Annotated in this window: 13 protein-coding genes; 7 read left to right on the forward strand and 6 right to left on the reverse strand. The window is 63.4% G+C overall.

All coding sequences use genetic code 11. The features are described 5' to 3' along the window. Positions 1-3 precede the first annotated feature (3 nt). The 3 genes from ACGYLO_RS19575 to ACGYLO_RS19585 form a co-directional block, all read right to left on the reverse strand. Positions 4-1,572, reverse strand: coding sequence for a phospholipase D-like domain-containing protein (locus ACGYLO_RS19575; RefSeq protein WP_271690214.1), 1,569 nt, complete (start codon positions 1,570-1,572; stop codon positions 4-6). Positions 1,573-1,657: 85 nt separating this feature from the next. Further along, a complete protein-coding gene (locus ACGYLO_RS19580; RefSeq protein WP_271690215.1) occupies positions 1,658-4,777 on the reverse strand; it encodes an efflux RND transporter permease subunit in 3,120 nt (1,039 codons plus the stop codon). Beyond that, positions 4,774-5,883 carry an efflux RND transporter periplasmic adaptor subunit gene (locus ACGYLO_RS19585; protein WP_271690216.1) on the reverse strand — a complete coding sequence of 370 codons (1,110 nt, stop codon included), beginning with the start codon at positions 5,881-5,883 and terminating at the stop codon, positions 4,774-4,776. Before ACGYLO_RS19585 ends, ACGYLO_RS19580 begins: the two co-directional genes overlap by 4 nt. A 291-nt stretch (positions 5,884-6,174) precedes the next feature. Between ACGYLO_RS19585 and ACGYLO_RS19590 the strand changes: the two genes are divergently transcribed. Further along, positions 6,175-7,395, forward strand: coding sequence for an MFS transporter (locus ACGYLO_RS19590; protein ID WP_271690217.1), 1,221 nt, complete (start codon positions 6,175-6,177; stop codon positions 7,393-7,395). Positions 7,396-7,401: 6 nt separating this feature from the next. Here the strand turns inward: ACGYLO_RS19590 and ACGYLO_RS19595 are convergent, their stop codons facing one another. Both ACGYLO_RS19595 and ACGYLO_RS19600 read right to left on the reverse strand, forming a co-directional pair. Beyond that, positions 7,402-9,465, reverse strand: coding sequence for an NAD(+) synthase (locus ACGYLO_RS19595; protein ID WP_271690218.1), 2,064 nt, complete (start codon positions 9,463-9,465; stop codon positions 7,402-7,404). After that, positions 9,462-9,965, reverse strand: coding sequence for a CinA family protein (locus ACGYLO_RS19600; RefSeq protein WP_271690219.1), 504 nt, complete (start codon positions 9,963-9,965; stop codon positions 9,462-9,464). The genes ACGYLO_RS19595 and ACGYLO_RS19600 overlap by 4 nt, the downstream gene beginning before the upstream one ends. Positions 9,966-10,100: 135 nt before the next feature. Here ACGYLO_RS19600 and ACGYLO_RS19605 point away from each other — a divergent pair, with 135 nt between their 5' ends. The 6 genes from ACGYLO_RS19605 (at position 10,101) to ACGYLO_RS19630 (ending at position 16,459) form a co-directional block, all read left to right on the forward strand. Beyond that, entirely contained in the window at positions 10,101-10,730 is a 630-nt protein-coding gene (locus ACGYLO_RS19605) for a glutathione S-transferase family protein (RefSeq protein WP_276154479.1), read from the forward strand. Positions 10,731-10,903: 173 nt separating this feature from the next. Next, the gene (locus ACGYLO_RS19610; protein ID WP_271690221.1) at positions 10,904-11,992 is read left to right on the forward strand and encodes an acyl-CoA dehydrogenase; all 1,089 of its coding nucleotides are present in this window, start codon (positions 10,904-10,906) and stop codon (positions 11,990-11,992) included. Beyond that, positions 11,989-12,687 carry a PIG-L deacetylase family protein gene (locus tag ACGYLO_RS19615; protein ID WP_271690222.1) on the forward strand — a complete coding sequence of 233 codons (699 nt, stop codon included), beginning with the start codon at positions 11,989-11,991 and terminating at the stop codon, positions 12,685-12,687. Before ACGYLO_RS19610 ends, ACGYLO_RS19615 begins: the two co-directional genes overlap by 4 nt. Continuing rightward, positions 12,687-13,250, forward strand: a complete 564-nt coding sequence (locus ACGYLO_RS19620; protein WP_271690223.1) for a trans-aconitate 2-methyltransferase — start codon at positions 12,687-12,689, stop codon at positions 13,248-13,250. The genes ACGYLO_RS19615 and ACGYLO_RS19620 overlap by 1 nt, the downstream gene beginning before the upstream one ends. Beyond that, positions 13,247-14,293 (forward strand): glycosyltransferase family 2 protein, encoded by a 1,047-nt coding sequence (locus ACGYLO_RS19625; RefSeq protein ID WP_271690224.1) that lies wholly within the window; start codon positions 13,247-13,249, stop codon positions 14,291-14,293. Before ACGYLO_RS19620 ends, ACGYLO_RS19625 begins: the two co-directional genes overlap by 4 nt. A 102-nt stretch (positions 14,294-14,395) precedes the next feature. Beyond that, positions 14,396-16,459 carry a catalase gene (locus tag ACGYLO_RS19630; RefSeq protein ID WP_271690225.1) on the forward strand — a complete coding sequence of 688 codons (2,064 nt, stop codon included), beginning with the start codon at positions 14,396-14,398 and terminating at the stop codon, positions 16,457-16,459. Between the two features lie 39 nt (positions 16,460-16,498). Here ACGYLO_RS19630 and ACGYLO_RS19635 read toward each other — a convergent pair whose 3' ends face one another. After that, positions 16,499-17,281 carry an IclR family transcriptional regulator gene (locus ACGYLO_RS19635; RefSeq protein WP_271690226.1) on the reverse strand — a complete coding sequence of 261 codons (783 nt, stop codon included), beginning with the start codon at positions 17,279-17,281 and terminating at the stop codon, positions 16,499-16,501. Positions 17,282-17,393: the final 112 nt, after the last annotated feature.

A 17,393-nucleotide genomic window follows, 5' to 3' on the forward strand; every position in this document is an offset into this window, starting at 1 on the left:
CCTTCACGAACGCCGGTCGTCGCTGCGCCCCCATTTGCGCCAGGCAAGCCACGCAAGCCCCAGCCCGCCCGCGATCAGCGCCATGTGCCGCGGGCGAATGCCGCGCCCGGTGGCGGTGTTTTCGCCCGGATGGTAGCGCGGGTCGAGCAAGCGGGTATTGGCGAGAAAACCACCGACGACAGTCTCGCTGCCCCGGAACACCGCCCGCAGGCCACGGCCCTTCTTGCGGTTCAAGGTTTCGATGGTCCCGATCATCGACTTCTTCTCTTCCATCACCTCGGCCACACGTTCGAGCGGCAGGCCGAGGTGTTCGGCAATCAAGCGGGTTCTGAACCCTTCGATCACCTCTGCGGGGTGTTCGATCGCGACATCGCATTCGGTATCAAACCCCATGGAGCGGTTGTTAAGGTTGCTGGAACCGAGGCGCAAAAGATGATCGTCGATGATCATGATCTTCGCATGAACATAGATCGGCTCCCCCTCCTCGGTGACGGGGAAATAGATGCGAAAGCGGTTTTGGTGATCGGCGCGTTTCAGGTCTTCGACGAGCCGCTCCCGCAGGACATGCATGGCGTCATCTTCCAACTGGGATTCCGCATCGCGCGGGTTGATGATGACGACCTCCGGCCCGTCCTCTTCGGCCAATCGCGCCCTGAGCGCATCGCAAACCGAGGCGGCGGCGAGGTATTGCGATTCAATATAAATATAGTCACGCGCTGATTGGATCCCCGCGATATAGAGGCGTTCGATCTCATTGATCATCGGCTCTTCGTCAAAAGGCGGCTCGGTCCGGGCGATGCCCACCTCGACGCCTTCGGCATCGATCGGCAGGTCTTCGGGCCATTCGGACATGGGCGCATCATCAGGGCGGGCGATCTCATCCCCCGTGGCGCGGAACCAACGCCGACGCGAAAGCTCACCCAAGGCGGCGGCGGCGGGGCCGGACATGGCCGAGGTCGCGTCATGCCAAGGGTCGGAAGGCGTGCCATCCTTGCGCAGGCGGCGCGGGTCGTGCGGCAGGTGGTCGGGCGTGTCCCACCGGTCTTCGGTCGCGTCGATCCCGCCGCAAAAGGCCAGAGCATCGTCGGCCACGACGATTTTTTGGTGGTGGCAGGCGCCGAAGGGGTGATGGCCGTCCAAGGCAAAGTGAATCCGGTCGCCACCGAATAGGCTCAGCGCCAGTGAGGGCACCAATCGCCCCGGCGCGGCCAGCACGGCGCCATTCCATTTGAGCAGATAGACATTCAGTTCCGGCCTCCGCTCCACCACCGCCTCGACAAAGGCGCCAAGCTGGTTGGGATAGCCGTCGGGCGCATTGCCGTTTTCGTCACTTTCGCCGGGCAGCATCTCAAGCTCGAAATCGAAATCCCAGCCGATCAGCATCAACTGCTGCCGCGCCCCGAGGAAAATCTCGCGCAGGACCCGGAAGTAATCCGCCGCATCGACGATGAGGCCAAACCGCTCGGCCCGGGCGACACGCCATGTGGTCTTGTCATTGAACAGGCTTTGGCTGTTCGCCCCTTGGGTCGACTCCGCGTGGTTCGCCTTTGCCATATCCAAATCGCCCTGCACGTTTTCGCCCCTTTCCACTCAATCCTACATGACTAAACGCCCATTCCCGCGCGAAGTTGCATCGATGCGTAAATATCGGGCAGGCTCAGACCGGTTGCGCCTCAGACAGCTCGGCCTGAAGCCGGGCTTCTTCGGCGGCTTTGGGCGTGGTGAACCGGGCCAGCAGGAAATAGGCGACCGGGGTGAGATAGAGGGTCGAGAGCGTGGCCATGCCCAGCCCCCCGACGATCACCCAGCCAAGCGCCTCGCGCGCCTCGGCCCCCGCACCCGCCGAGAGGATCAGCGGCACGCCGCCCAAGACGGTCGAGGTCATCGTCATCATCACCGGACGCAGCCGGATGGTAGAGGCGCCAAAGATCGCCGCGTGGATATCCGCCCCCTGATCGCGCAATTGGTTGGCGAACTCGACGATCAAAATCCCGTTCTTGGCCATGATCCCGATCAACATGACCAGCCCGATTTGGCTGTAGACATTGAGGCTCTGCCCCGTCATCAGCAGCGCGAAGATCGCGCAGGCCAGCCCCAAGGGCACCGTGGCCATCACCACGATGGCAGAGATGAAGCTTTCGAACTGCGCGGCGAGGACAAGGAAAACCACGAGGATCGCAAAGCCGAAAGTCACGAAAAGCCCTGAACTGGTTTGATCCAACGCGGCGGCCTCGGCCAGCGGCACGATCAGGTTTTCATCGTCCAACACCTCTTGCCCGACCGCGCGCACCTGTTCCAATGCATCGCCCAGCGACAGGCCCGGCGTCAGCCCGGCGGAAATCTCGACCGAGCGGTTCTGCCCTTCGCGGTCCAACTCGGGCGCGACGGCGCGCTCTTCGAGGGTCACGAAACTGGCCAGCGAAATCATCTGCCCGTTGCCCGATTGGACAAAGACGTTCTCAAGGTCGCGCGGGTCGTTCACCGGGTCCGAGGTCGACAGCATCTGCACGCCATAGCTGGTGTCGTCGATAAAGACCGATGCCACCTCGCGCCCGTCGAGCATGGCCTGCAAAGCCTGCCCGAGCCCGGTGATGTCGACGCCCAAGTCAGCGGCCAGCGTCCGGTCGATCTGCACGAAAAGCTGCGGTTGCGTGCGTTCATATTCCAGCCGCACCTGCCCCATCGCGGGGTTCGTGCTCAGCCGGTCCACCATCGTCTGCGCGACCAGCGACAGTTGTTCGTAATTATTCCCGGTGATCGCGAAAGACAGCCCCCGCCCCGCGCCGCGAATGCCGAGGGAATTGGGTTGGATTGCAAAGGCCCGCACGCCCACGATGCCGCGCAGCTTGCCATTGATCTCGCCCACAATCTCATCTTGGCTGCGCGCGCGGTCTTCCCATCCGGCGAGCGTGAACACCATGAAACCCCGATTGTCCGCGCCAAACCCGGTGATGGAGAAGATATTCGTCACCTCTCCGGCCTCTTGCAGCGGGGTGATCAGGTCTTCGATCTCGCGCATCTTGCTTTGGGTATAATCAAGCGAGACGCCCTGCGGGGCCGAGACGCTGAGCAGCGCCACGGCGCGATCTTCGCGCGGGGTCAGCTCTTGCCGGATCTCGCCAGAGACCAGCACTGCCGTCAGCGCGACGAAGGCCGCGATCAGCACCACGACATAGGGCATCGCCAGCGCCCATCTAAGCGTCGCCGCATAGGCGCGGTACAGCAGGTTGCCAAGCCACACGACAGGGCCGCGCGGGTTCTCTGCCGCGGGTTTGGTCAACAAGCGGCTCGCCAAGACCGGGCAAAGGCTGAGCGCCACGACCGAGGACAGCATCACCGCGATGGCGAGGGTGAAACCAAACTCCCGAAACAGCCCGCCCGCCTGTCCGGGCAGGAACGACAGCGGGATAAAGACCGCCGCCAGCGTGGCCGTGGTGGTGACGACCGCAAAGAAGACCTGCGAGGTGCCCAGCACCGCCGCCGCGCGCGGCCCCATGCCCGCCGCCCGTTGGCGCACGATATTCTCCAGCACCACAATCGCGTCATCCACGACCATCCCGGTGGCCAGAACCAGCGCCAGAAGGGTCAGGATGTTGATCGAAAAGCCCACCAGATAGATCGCCGCCAAAGTGCCGATCAGCGCCACGGGCAGGGTCAGCGCCGGGATCAGCGTGGCGCGGAAATCACGCAGGAAGACAAAGATCACCGCCACCACGATGCCCACGGCAAAGGCCAGCGTTGAGAGCACCTCGCGGATCGAGCCTGAGATAAAGGTCGCATCGTCCGAGGTCACGAAAATCCGCACGTCTTCGGGCAGAGTCTCGTTCAACTCCCCCACCACGGCGCGCACATCGCGCGAGATCTCAAGCGTGTTCGACGTGGCCTGCCGGATGATGCCGATGCCGAGGCCCAATTGCCCATTGGCGCGCAGGATCGTCTCCCCTTCGGCGGGGCCGAGCGTGACGCTGGCGACATCGCCGAGCCGGACGTTCTGCTTGATCTCCATCGCCTCGAACGCCTGTGTGGTGACGACGCTGGCCGTGGTGCGCACGTTGATCGACTGACGGTCGCCCGCCAGATCGCCCGCGGGCGCGTCATAGGCCACATCGGCCAGGGCGCGCTGGACATCGCCTAGGGTCAGGCCCCGGCTGGCCAGTTCCAACTGGTCGATATCGACGCGGAAAAATGGCTCACGGTCGCCGTAGACCTGCAAATCCGCCACCCCGTTGACCGAGATCAGCCGGTCTTCGACCCGGTCTTGCACCAGTTTGGTCAACTCCTCCGGCGAGCGGCCCATGGAGGTCACGGCGATGCGCATCACCGGCTGGGCATTGGCATCGGCCTTGACGATCTGCGGCTGGTCGGCCCCTTCGGGCAATTGGTTCACAATCCGCGCCACCGCATCGCGCACATCGGTCGCGGCCACGTCGATATCGGTGCTGTCGTTGAACTCCAAGGTGACCCGGCTGCGCCCGAAGCGCGAGTTCGATGAAATCGCCCGCACGCCCGAGACCCGGCCCACGGCCCCTTCGATCCGCCCCGTGAGTTCCTGATCGACAGATTCCGGGGAGGCGCCCGAGAAGGTCGTGGTGACCGTGACCACGGGCCGGTCGACATTGGGCAGCTCCCGCACCTCCGCACCGAAAAGCGCGGCGATGCCTGCCAGTACGATCAGCGCGTTCAGCACGAAAGCAAGGATCGGGCGACGCACGAAAAGCGCGGTGCCCGAGGCGGTGCGCGCGGGCGGCGTGGCGTCCTCGGTCGGGGCGGCGCTCATAGGGTTGTCTTCTCAGTCGGGACGGCATCTGACTGCACGCTGCCCGCGCGGTTGACCTCGCGCACCTCGCCGCCTTCGCGCAGGGTTTGCACGCCTTCGGTCACCACCACATCATCGGCGGTCAGATCATCCGACAGGACGAGCACCGAATTGCTGTTGCGCTGTGCGATCTCGACCGCGACTTGATGCGCCTTGCCCTCCCGTACCGTCCAGACAAATGGCCCGTCCGAGGACCACTGCACCGCCAGCGGCGGGATCGCCAGAAACGGATCGCCGACAAAGGTCAGGCTGACCGAAAAGGCCATGCCCGCGCGCAGCTGGTCGCCTTCGTTCGGCACGCGGCCTTGCACCAGAAGCGTGCGGCTTGCACGGTCGATCACGCTGTCGATGGCGCTGACTTCGCCCGTCAGGGTCAAATCGCGCATGCCAAGCGGGGTGACGGTGATTTCCTTGCCTAACGAAAGCTTGCTCACCACCCGTTCAGGCACGCGGAAATCGATCAGGATCTCGCTGCGGTCGGTGATGGTGGCGAGTTGATCCTGCGCATTGACGCGGTCGCCTTCTTCGATATCGGTGATCCCCACCCAGCCTGAGATTGGCGCGAGGATGCGGCGTTGCGACAGATCGAACTGCGCTTGGCTGAGCGCAAGCTCGGCACTTTGCAGGGCCAGTTCCGTCTCGCGCAGGCGCACTTCGCTGACCGCGCCGGTGTTTTGCAGCCGCTCCACGCGGTCTTGCTCGGTCTGGGCGTTTTCAAGCTGCAATTCGGCTTGCTTCAGGGCGATCTGCTCGGCCTCATTCTCCAATAGGGCCACAACGGTGCCCGCCTCGATCAACTGTCCGGCGGGCAGGTTGAGATCGGTGATGACCCCTACGGCGTTAGAGCGCAGCGTGACGGAGCGGCGCGCGCGGCCGTCGCCGATGGCGGTGATCCGGTCGGCCAAAGTCTCTTCGCTGACCCCGGCGGTGACGACCAGCGAGGGCCCGCCGCCGCCCCAACCCCGGCCAGAGCCCTGTGGCGCCTCCGCGACCTCCTCGATCCCCAGAAGATCCAGCAGACCGGTCTCCGCCACATAGGGGCGGGAGGCGGGGACATAGGTTAACATCGCGTAAAGACCCGCAACGAGAACCAGCAGAAATACGAAAAATTGGCGCAGGGCTTTCACGGGGGATGCGCTTTCAAAATATGTTACGAGGCGCATAATTGAGCATCGGCCCCAAAAAGGCACGTCAATTCTGCTTGATCACTGGCTGGGCATTCCCCGAAGGGGCCGCTGGCTGCTAGCACTATGGCGCGGAAGCCTGCCGGGTGGAAGGGCAATGGGGTTGATTACTAGAAATTCCGTTTCCGCCGCACATATTCTGGCCCTAGCCGGATCAAAGACCAAGGGGACATCATGCGCGCGACGGTTCTACCACTGGCGACACTGCTACTGGGCTTTTCGCTTTTGCAGATGAGCAACGGGTTGCAGGGCACGCTTCTGGCCGTGCGCGCGGGGCTCGAAGGGTTTGGCGGGGCGACCACCGGCCTTATCATGTCGGGCTTTTTCGCGGGGCTGAGCGTGGGCTCCTTCGTGGCACCGCGGCTGATCAGCGGGGTGGGCCATATCCGCACCTTTGCAGCACTCGCCTCTGTCGCCTCCGCCGCGGCGCTGATGCATTTGGCTTTCATCGACCCTTGGGTCTGGATCGCCGTGCGCTGCCTCACCGGCTTTGCCTTTGCCGGGTTGATCATCGTGACGGAAAGCTGGCTCAACGCCTCTGTCAGTTCCGCGCAGCGGGGCAAATTGCTCGCGGTCTACGGCATGGTCGGCATGGCCTCAGGCGCGGCGGGGCAGTTCCTGCTGAACCTCGGGGATCCGGCTGAGTTCATCCTCTTCGTGCTTGTCTCCATCGTGATGTCGCTGTCGCTGGTGCCAATTTCGCTTAGCCGTGTAGAGGGGCCGCGCTCAGAAGGCGCGCAGGAGCCGCCATCGCTGCGCCGCCTGTGGGGGCTGTCGCCCTACGGCGCGGTCAGCGCAGGGCTGGTCGGGGCCTCTATCGGGACTTTCTACGGGCTGGCACCGCTCTTCGCGCAAGAGATGGGCTATACCCAATCACGCATCGCCCTGCTGATCGCGGCCTTTACCATCGGCGGCTTGGTGCTTCAGTTCCCGCTGGGCTGGATGTCTGACCGGATGAGCCGCCGCGGTCTTGGCGTGGGGCTGGCCGCCGCTGGCAGCGCCTTGATGATGCTGACCCTGCCGATCCCCGCCCCTTCGGGGTCGATGCTGCTGGTGCTGGGCTTTGCCATTGGCGGGCTAGTCTTGCCTGCGCAATCCATCGTCATCGCCCATGTCAACGACCGCGCCCCCGGCTCGGCGGTGGTGGCCGTCTCGGGTGGGCTGGTGCTGATGCAGGGGATTGGCGCCGCGATCGGGCCTTTGCTGGCGGGCGTGCTGCTGGATACGCTGGGCCCGCGCGGCCTGCCGCTGGCGCTTGGCGGTTTTCAGTTGACCATCGTGGCATGGGGGCTGCTGCGCATGACCCTGCGCAGCGATCCCGAAACCCAAGAGCGTCACGCGGCACCGCCGCTGACCCCCAACTTTGTCGAAGGCGAGTTGAGCCGCGAGGAATAGCGCGGCTTAGCTCTGGGGCCAACTCTCCGGCACGTTGCTGCGCAGCTCTTCCAGCCACGGGGTGGCGACGGAGTCCGACGGGGCGCGCCAGTCCCCGCGCGGCGACAATGCCCCCCCGGCGCTGACCTTTGGCCCATTCGGCAGAGCCGATCGCTTGAACTGGCTGGTGGCAAAGAAGCGATGCAGGAATTTTTCGAGCCAGTGGCGGATGGTCTCCAGATCATAGGCGTTGCGTTTGCCCTGCGGAAAGCCCTCGGGCCAGCGCCCCGCCTCGACATCATGCCAAGCGTGCCAGGCCAGAAAGGCCACTTTTGACGGGGCGAGCCCGTAGCGCATGGTGTGAAAGAGGAAGAAGTCGTTCAGCTCATAGGGGCCGATCATCGACTCGGTGCTTTGGATCTCTTCATCTTCGCCCGCGGGCACCAGTTCGGGCGAAATCTCGGTGTCGAGAATGGCTTGCAGCACCTTGTCCGTCTCCGCGTCGAACTGCCCTGAACGGGTGGCCCAACGGATGAGATATTGGATCAGCGTTTTCGGGACGCCGGTGTTCACCGCATAGTGGCTCATCTGGTCGCCCACGCCATAGGTGCACCAGCCAAGCGCCAATTCGCTCAGATCGCCGGTGCCGATGACAAAGCCCTGCCGCTGGTTGGCGAGCCGGAAGAGATAATCGGTGCGCAGCCCGGCTTGGACGTTTTCAAAGGTGATGTCGTAGACCGGCTCCCCGTCCGAGAAGGGGTGATCCATATCCTCAAGCATCTGGCGCGCGGCAGGACGAATGTCGATCTCATCCGCGGTGATCCCCATGGCCTGCATTAATTTCCACGCGTTGGATTTGGTGCCCTCGGAGGTGGCGAAACCCGGCATGGTAAAGCCGAGGATCCGGTCGCGCGGGATGCCCATACGGTCACAGGCTTTCGCCGCCACGATCAGCGCATGGGTCGAATCCAACCCGCCGGAAATGCCAATGACCATGGTCTTGCCCTTGGTCGCCTCAAAGCGGCGGCGCAGCCCTTCGACCTGAATGTTGAACGCCTCGTAGCAGTCTTGGTCGAGATGGCTTTCGCGGTTCGGCACATAGGGGAAACGACGCACGGGGCGGATCAGACCGGCGTTCTCGTGATGCGGTTGATGGGCAAAGGTCACCCGGCGGAATTCTGGCGCGCGGTGCCGCGCGGCGTCATGGAAACTGCCCGTCCGCATCCGCTCGGACTGGATACGCCCGCAATCCACATCGGCGATGGTCAGCTCCGGCTCCAGCGGGAAACGGGTGGATTCGGCCAGAAGATCGCCCAACTCATGGATCATCCCCTGCCCGTCCCACGCCAGATCGGTTGTGCTCTCCCCCGGCCCCGCGGCGGAGTACACATAGGCCGCGAAGGCGCGCATGGATTGCGACCGGCACAGCAGGTGACGGTCAGAGGATTTGCCGATCACGATGTTGGACGCCGAGAGATTGGCGAGGATGAGCGCCCCACCAAGGGCCGCATCCGCCGAGGGCGGCGCCGGCGTCCAGAGGTCTTCGCAGATCTCGGCATGGAAAATCAAACCGGGCAGATCCGTCGCCTCGAAAATCAGGTCATCGCCAAAGGGCACTCGCCGGCCCGCGACAGTGATCTCTCCGTCGGTGTCACGGCCATGGGCAAACCAGCGTTTCTCATAGAACTCGCGGTAATTGGGCAGGTAGGATTTCGGGACCACGCCCAGCACTTGCCCGCGTGAAATGGCGATGGCGCAATTGTAGAGCCGCCCCTCACGGCGCAGTGGCGCGCCGAGCAGGATCACGGGGGTCATCTGGGCGCTGGCCTCAATGAGGTCGCCAAGCGCCTCTTCCACCGCCGTCAGCAGCGCATCCTGCATGTGCAAATCGTCGATGGCATAGGACGAGAGTGACAGTTCGGGGCAAACCAACAAATCCACCCGCGCCGCATCGGCCCGACGCATTTCGTCCAGCAGGCTGTCGCGGTTGAAGGCCACATCGGCGGGCCGCACATGCGGCGTGCAGGTCGCCACCCGGACAAAGCCATGACGGTGGTAGGCGGTAAAGGCGGCGGCTTGGCTCTTGCTCACGTCAGGCTCTCCTCCAACATATCCAAAATCGTTTCAAGGCATCGCTGCCGGATCGCATCCCGGCCAATGGCACCAAAGGACTCGGCCCGATGAACCGTGTTACACCCCTCGCGTGCAAGCGCAAAATGTACAAGCCCCTCTTCATCCTCGGCGCTGCCCGGCCCGGCGAACCCGGTGGTCGAGACGGCAATCTGCGCACCGGAACGGTCCTGCGCGCCTTCGGCCATGGCAATCGCCACGGGGCGCGAAACCGCGCCGCAGCGGTCCAAAAGCGCCCGGTCGACGCCCAACAGCTCATGCTTGGATTGATCCGTATAGGTGACGAAACCCCGCTCGAACGCGTGGGAGCACCCTTCGATATCCGTGAGCAGCGCGGCGACCAGCCCGCCGGTGCAGCTTTCCGCCGTGGCGATGTGAATGTCGCGGTCGCAAAGCACTCCCAAAACGGATTTCGCGCGGTCTGCGATGTCGGGCTGCGCTAGGGGGTCACTGTTCTGCATCTTCGCTCCGCAAATTGGTGCTTTGTTAAGCAAAACCCCCGCAGGCCGCTGTGGTTCCTTGCGTTGACCCGCCGCAAACCGCCTGCTTAACATTGCAAGAAACCGAAACGCACCTCTGCATATGGGACCGAAGCGATGATTGATTTCTACACATGGACCACCCCCAACGGCCGCAAAGTCTCGATCCTGCTCGAAGAATTGGGGATCGACTACAATGTGCATGCCATCAACATCGGCAAGGATGAGCAGCACGCGCCCGAGTTTCTAAAGATCAGCCCCAACAATAAAATCCCCGCCATCGTGGACCATGACACCGGGGTGAGCCTGATGGAATCCGGTGCGATCTTGGTCTACCTCGCCGAGAAACATGGCCGCTTCCTGCCCGAGGGTCAGGCCGCGCGGGCCGAGGTCATGCAATGGTTGATGTGGCAGATGGGCGGCTTTGGCCCGATGGCTGGGCAGGCGCATCACTTCTTGCATTTCAACCCCGGCAAGGCCGCCTATGCCGAAGAGCGTTTCGGGGCCGAGGTCAAACGGCTTTACGGCGTGCTCGACAAACAGCTTGAGGGGCGGGACCACATTTGCGGCGAATATTCCATCGCGGATATGGCCTGCTGGCCTTGGGTGTCGCGCTATGAATGGCAGCAGATCGACCTCGCCGACTACCCCAACGTGCGTGCGTGGTATCAACGCCTGCGCGCGCGCGACGCGGTGCAAAAGGGCTACCGTGTGCCAAAGGTGATGGGCGAGATTCCCGAGGGCTGACATCCGCCCCCCGCCGCGGTTGCAACGTAGGCGGGAACCAAGAGACAAGTTGAACGGTTGCACTCCCGAAGGCAGCGCTGCCACGCGCGCAGGCTGCCCGTTTCACGAATGGGGGGCAGTATCGTGGCGCTTAATCTCAAAGGTGTATCCTTGCGCGGCTGTCGGGCACTGCCATGAACAGTGCGCCGCGTTTCGACCCTTTCCCGCCCCAGTCGCAAAGGGATATCCTTTCGCAATCTGCCCGAAAGGCCCTGCGCCGCGCGGCACGGGCCGAGGAGGCGGGCGCCGCCCCGATCAGCGGCTCTATCGACATTCTGCGCGACGCGGGGCTGATGCTGGAAGATGGCGCCACGGCGCCTTTGCGCACCGCCCATGCGCTGATGCAGATCGGTGCCGCCAACCTCAGCGTCGGCCGCTTATGGGAGGGCCACGTCAACGCGCTGCGCCTGATCCGCCTATACGGCAGTGTGGCGCAGGCGGAGCGGGCGAAGCAGGTGATCCGGCAGGGCGGGCTTCTGGGCGTTTGGGGGGCCGATGCCGGCAATCCGGCGCGTTTCGAGAAGGGTGTTTTGAAGGGTGAGAAGATCTTTGCCTCCGGCCTCGGCACTGTCACCCATGCGCTCGTTTCGCTCAACTCCGGCCCCGAGGTACAGCTTGCGCTGATCGATGTGACCGACCCCGCGCGCGGCGATGCCTCGCAATGGGACATGCTGGGGATGCGGGCGACGGCCTCGGGATCGTATGATTTTTCTGGTCTGCCACTTGAGGATGACGCGCTTATCGGCGCCCCCGGCGACTATCTGAAAGAGCCGCATTTCGTCGGCGGCGTCTGGCGGATCGCAGCGCTTCAGGCGGGCGCCGCGGCGGGGTTGATCGATGCGGCGGCCAGTACCCTGCGGGACATGGACCGGCTTGAGGCCGAGGCCCAATTAAGCCGCCTGATGCAGGTGCTGATGCGGATCTGGGCCGGAATGGCATTGGTCGAACGCGCCGCTCTCGCCGATGCGGATGACCACGCGGAAGAGACCCTCGTCAGCACCTCCATCGCCGCGCGGATTTATACTGAGGAAGTCGCCCTCGACGCGATCAAAGCGGTGGAGCAGAGCCTTGGGTTGCGCCATTTCACCGGAACTTCCGAGACAGGTCGCATGGCGCGCGATCTCTCGGTCTATCTGCGCCAAGCCGCGCGCGACGCCTTCCTGCAACGCGCCGCCCGCCATGCGCTTTCAAGCGACCAGACGGTTTGGGGTGTCTTTGGATGAGCCATAACGCCCCCCTCGCCGAGGCTCTGTCGGGCCGCGAAAAGATCGTGGTTCTGGCGCCGCACCCGGACGACGAAACACTCGGCTGCGGCGGGCTTTTGGCCCGCGCTTTCGCAGGGCCCGGGGCGCATGTCATCTGCCTGACCGATGGCGGCGCCAGCCACCCCGGTTCCCGCGCATGGTCCCCGGTCCGATTGGCCGAAAGGCGACGCGCGGAATTAGCAGAGGCGCTCGATCTCCTTGGTGGCGGCGCGGCGGATTTGACATGGCTCGGCCATCCCGACAGCCGTTTGCACGAGGTGCCTGCTGACGCCATCCTGACTGAGCTGAGGCAAGTGATCGACGCCCAAGCGGCACGCCACGTCTTCGTCCCGGCCCGCGAGGACAAACATTGCGACCATAAAACCACCGCGTCACTGGCCGACGGCCTGCGCGCGCAGCGCCCCGATCTGCATTCTCATAGCTATCCGGTGTGGAGCCGTTTCGATGATCCGAACTTTGCCGAGAACACGGCTGGCTACGCCCCCCTGACCCTCGACACCGCCGCCTACCGCGCAGCCAAGAGCGCCGCGATCCGCGCGCATCGCAGCCAGCTTGGCCAAGTCGTGCAAGATGATCCCGAGGGGTTCGTTCTGCCCGAGGCGATGATCGACCTCTTCGCGCAGCAAGACGAGATCTTTTGGAGGATGCCGTGATGGGTGTGGGGTTGGATCATCTCCAAGGTCTCTATGCCGAGACGAGCGATCCTTGGGGGTTCGAACATAGCGCCTATGAGCAGGCCAAATTCGCGGCGACGCGGGCGGCGCTTTCACAAGATGGCTACCGCTCGGCCTTTGAGTTGGGCTGTGGCAATGGTCAACTGGCACGCCACCTGATCGACATCTGCGCGCGCTATACCGGGATGGATGCAGTCGCCAGCGCCCTGACCGCCGCGCGCAAAGCGGTGCCGGAGGGGCGCTTCGTCCAAGGGTTCTATCCCGGCCCCCTGCCTGAGGGGGACTTCGATCTGCTGATTCTCTCCGAAGTGCTCTATTTTCTGGATCATGCGGGGCTGGGCCAACTGGCGACCGACATTGCGACCCGCTGGCCGAAGGCCGAGATCATCTGCGTGACTTGGCGCGGTGACACCGGCAATCCGTTGCAAGGGGAGGAGGCGCTGAACGGTTTTGCCAAGGCGCTCGACACCCATGCCTTCACCTGCGTCAGCGAGACCGAGAACTACCGCATCGACCGCGCCTTTCCGGAGGGTGACAGATGAGTTTCGAGCGCTGGAAAGACACCGCGATCATCATCCCCGCCCGGAACGAGGCACAGCGGATCGGCGATTGCCTCACCGCCCTCGCCCCCCAGTGCAACGACCGTGTTCGCGTGATCCTCGTGGTGAACAACACCGATGACGACACCGCCAAGATCGCCAAGGCGGCGGCGGGGCGGCTTGGCCTCGACCTCACCGTGCTCGATCTCACCTTCCCCCCCGGCATGGGGGTCGGCGCGGCAAGGCGGAGGGGCTGCGCTGTGGCACTCGAACAGATGCCTCATCTGCGCCAGATCCTGACCACCGATGCCGATTGCCGTGTCAGCCCCGATTGGGTCGCGCTCAGCATTCAGCACCTTCAGCGTTTTGATGCCCTTTGTGGCAGGGTCACGCTGAACCCCGAAGAAGCCGCCTGTTTGGCGCAGCAAGACCCGATGCTTGAAGCCCATGAAATGGCCTATCGCCGCTTGGTGCTCACGCTCTACGCGCGGCACGCCCCGAACTGCGCCGATTTGCAAGGCAGCCACGGCGAAGCGCCGGGGGCCAGCCTTGGCTTCACCCGCGATGCCTATGAGGCCGTCGGCGGTTTCGCCCCGATCCCCTGCGGCGAGGACCGTGAGATCATCCGCGCCCTGCGGGCCGCGGGCCGCCGGGTGCAGCACGCGGATGACGTTTGGGTCGAAGCCTCTTGCAGGCTGGTCGGACGGGCAGCGGGGGGCATGGCGGATACGCTGCGCAACCGGCTGAGTGGGGCGGGATACTTCGCGGATGACTGTTTGCCGGATGCGGCGCGTCTAATCGACCAATCACGCCGGGGGGCCTTGGGGTGCTGGCCCGCACAGGTGTCGCAGGACCGGCGCATCCCGGTCGAAGATCTACCCACCCATATCGCGATGCTGCGGGCCTTTTTGGACATGCCTGCGCGTGATGAAGCCGCCACCACACTTCCTCAAGCCGCACCCAATCGCGGGGCGCGCAAGAACTTTCCCGCCCGCCGGGCAAAAGCATCGGAACCCCTCGCCGCGGGGGTGGTTGAGCTCTCATAGGGTCGGGCGTTGACCGCCCGCTCTGGAGCGGCCCTCTCGGCCCGCCACATATTAGCAACAAATCCTCCCGATTATATTCCGGGGGCGCTGTGGAGAAAGATCATGACAGACAAAGAACTTGGCAAAGGCGGCGAACCCCGCCAGCAAACCACGGACCGCGAAAAGACGATGACGACCGCGCAGGGCGGCCCGATTGCGGATGATCAGAACTCACTCAAAGCAGGTCCGCGCGGCCCGGTCTTGATGGAAGACCACGTATTCCGCGAGAAGATGTTTCACTTCGACCACGAGCGCATTCCAGAGCGTGTCGTTCACGCCCGCGGCTACGGCGTGCATGGGCATTTCGAGCTAAAGGAAGCGATCCCCGAACTGTCCTGCGCCGATATCTTCCAGCGCGTCGGCGAAAAGACCCCGACCTTCACCCGTTTCTCCACCGTGGCAGGCAACAAGGGCTCTTTCGATCTGGCCCGCGACGTGCGCGGTTTCGCGACGAAGTTCTACACGCAAGAAGGCAACTGGGACCTCGTCGGCAACAACATCCCCGTGTTCTTTATCCAAGACGCGATCAAGTTCCCCGATCTCATCCACTCCGTCAAACCCGCTCCTGACCGTGGCTTCCCGCAGGCGCAGTCGGCGCATGACAACTTCTGGGATTTCGTCTCGCTCTCGCCCGAGGCGATCCATATGACGCTGTGGCAGATGTCCGACCGGGCGATCCCGCGCTCGTTCCGCTTTATGGAAGGCTTCGGCGTGCATACCTTCCGGCTGGTCAATGCCGAGGGCAAATCGCATTACGTGAAGTTTCACTGGAAGCCGAAGCAGGGTCTGCAATCGGTGGTCTGGAACGAGGCGCTCAAGATCAACGGCGCGGACCCGGATTTTCACCGCCGCGACATGTGGGATGCCATCGACGCGGGCGACTATCCGCAGTGGGATCTGGGCATTCAGGTCTTTGACGATGAATTCGCCGATAACTTCGAGTTCGACATCCTTGACGCCACCAAGATCATCCCCGAAGAGCAGGTGCCGGTGCGCATCATCGGCACGCTGACGCTCGACGCCAATGTCGACAACTTCTTTGCCGAGACCGAGCAGGTGGCTTTTTGCACCCAGAACATCGTGCGCGGGATCGACCACACGAACGACCCGCTGCTACAGGGGCGGAACTTCTCCTACCTCGACACGCAGCTTAAGCGTCTCGGCGGGCCGAACTTCACCCATATCCCGATCAACGCGCCGAAATGCCCGTTCCACCACTTCCAGCAAGATGGCCATATGGCGATGCACAATCCCAAGGGCCGCGTGAACTACGAGCCCAACAGCTGGGGCGAGGATGGCGGCCCGCGCGAGAACCCCGAGATCGGGTTCAAAAGCTACCCCGAAGAGGTCGAAGGCACGAAACAGCGCGTGCGGTCCGAGACATTCGCCGATCACTACAGTCAAGCGCGGCAGTTCTACATCAGCCAGACTGAGATCGAACAGCAGCACATCGCGACGGCCTATACCTTTGAGCTGTCGAAATGTCAGGAAGAGCGCATTCGCCTGCGGATGCTCTCGCATCTGATGAACGTGCATGACGATCTGGCGAAACAGGTGGCCGAAGGCTTGGGCGTGACCGAGATGCCGGAACCCGCCAAACCCGCGCGGGAGCCGATCACCGATCTGCCGCCGTCGGATGCGCTCAGCATTCTAAAGAACGCGCCGAACAGCTTCGCGGGCCGCAAGTTGGGTCTGTTCCTGACCGAAGGCGCGGATGCCTCTGTTGTGGAAGCCTTGGAAAAAGCCTTTGCCGATGAAGGCGCGATGGTCGCCATCGTGACGCCGCATATCCAAGGGGTGACCCTCTCGGACGGCAGCATCCGCGAAGCGGATGAGAAGATCGACGGTGGCCCGTCGGTAGTCTTTGACGCGGTGGCCTTGGTCTTCGGGAATGAGAAAGCCGACAAGATCGCCAAGAACAAACCGGCGCAGGATTTCGTCTCGGACGCCTTTGCGCATAACAAGTTCATCGCATGGACCACAGCCGCCGATCCGCTGCTCAATGCCGCCGGGATCGAGAAGGACGAGGGCACGATGGAGGTCTCTGCCAATAATGCGGACGCGTTCCTTCAGACCTGCCGGAAACTTCGGTTCTGGCAACGCGAAGAAAAGCTAAACTGGGAATAAGAGAACACCGGGCCGGGGCGGCGATGCCCCGGCCCTTTTCTAGCGCCGATGCACCTGTGATGAGGGCGAAATCGCGTTCGCCGTGTCCTGAAGGCGCGGCAGAATCTCGGCCCTGATCCGCTCCCGCGTCCAGGTATGCGCCGAGACCGAACATTGCACCGCCGCAAAGGCCCGCCCATCGGGGCCGGTAATCGGACAGGCCACCCCGATCTCGGACAAAATCATCTGATCGCTGGAGATCGCATAGCCCTGCTGCACGGCCTCACCGATGCTGTTGCGGATCGTGGCGCGGTCCATTGTGGTGCGCGCGGTAAAGGGTTTGAGCGGCCAAGTCTCGATCGCGTCTTCCCGGTCCTCGGGCGAGAACGTCGAGATGATCGCCCGCCCCGCTGACGTCGAAAGCGCTGGCAGCCGCCGTCCGATCACCGTCGCCGCGAAATAGGTTCGCTGGCAGGGCAATCGGCTGACGTAGATGATATGATCGGTCGAAAGCTCGGCGAGGTTCACCGTCTCCCCGATCTCTTGGCTAAGATCGATCAGCTTGGGAATCGCCTGTCCGACCAATTGATCCGACCAGTAATAGGCATAGGCCAGCTCCAACCAAGCATGAGACGGGCGGTAGCGCCGCGTGGCCGGATCCTTTTCCAACATGCCCTCGATATGCAGCGTATTCGCCAGCCGCTGAACCGCGCTCTTGTCCAATCCGCTGCGGGAGGCAAGCTCAACCAGCGACAATTCCGTATGCGATTCATCGAAGGCGCGAAGCAGCCGCAGCCCCTTGGCAAGCGACCCGACGTAGAGGGTATTTTGCTTCTTTTCCAATCACCTACCCCGAAATCTAGCCCAATTGTTCAAACCGGGGCTTGACGTATGTCGATCTGATTGCGTTTATTAATCGTATTGCGATATCAAGTATTATTATATGATACGAGAC

Source organism: Sulfitobacter sp. 1A13353 (assembly GCF_043557255.1).
Taxonomy (GTDB): domain Bacteria; phylum Pseudomonadota; class Alphaproteobacteria; order Rhodobacterales; family Rhodobacteraceae; genus Sulfitobacter; species Sulfitobacter faviae.

Excerpts from the sequence above, each read along its gene's own strand:
- ACGYLO_RS19580 (WP_271690215.1), bottom strand. The coding sequence starts at position 4,777 with ATGAGCGCCGCCCCGACCGAGGACGCCACGCCGCCCGCGCGCACCGCC.
- ACGYLO_RS19585 (WP_271690216.1), bottom strand. The coding sequence starts at position 5,883 with ATGTTAACCTATGTCCCCGCCTCCCGCCCCTATGTGGCGGAGACCGGT.
- ACGYLO_RS19590 (WP_271690217.1), top strand. The coding sequence starts at position 6,175 with ATGCGCGCGACGGTTCTACCACTGGCGACACTGCTACTGGGCTTTTCG.
- ACGYLO_RS19600 (WP_271690219.1), bottom strand. The coding sequence starts at position 9,965 with ATGCAGAACAGTGACCCCCTAGCGCAGCCCGACATCGCAGACCGCGCG.
- ACGYLO_RS19605 (WP_276154479.1), top strand. The coding sequence starts at position 10,101 with ATGATTGATTTCTACACATGGACCACCCCCAACGGCCGCAAAGTCTCG.
- ACGYLO_RS19610 (WP_271690221.1), top strand. The coding sequence starts at position 10,904 with ATGAACAGTGCGCCGCGTTTCGACCCTTTCCCGCCCCAGTCGCAAAGG.
- ACGYLO_RS19615 (WP_271690222.1), top strand. The coding sequence starts at position 11,989 with ATGAGCCATAACGCCCCCCTCGCCGAGGCTCTGTCGGGCCGCGAAAAG.
- ACGYLO_RS19620 (WP_271690223.1), top strand. The coding sequence starts at position 12,687 with ATGGGTGTGGGGTTGGATCATCTCCAAGGTCTCTATGCCGAGACGAGC.
- ACGYLO_RS19625 (WP_271690224.1), top strand. The coding sequence starts at position 13,247 with ATGAGTTTCGAGCGCTGGAAAGACACCGCGATCATCATCCCCGCCCGG.
- ACGYLO_RS19630 (WP_271690225.1), top strand. The coding sequence starts at position 14,396 with ATGACAGACAAAGAACTTGGCAAAGGCGGCGAACCCCGCCAGCAAACC.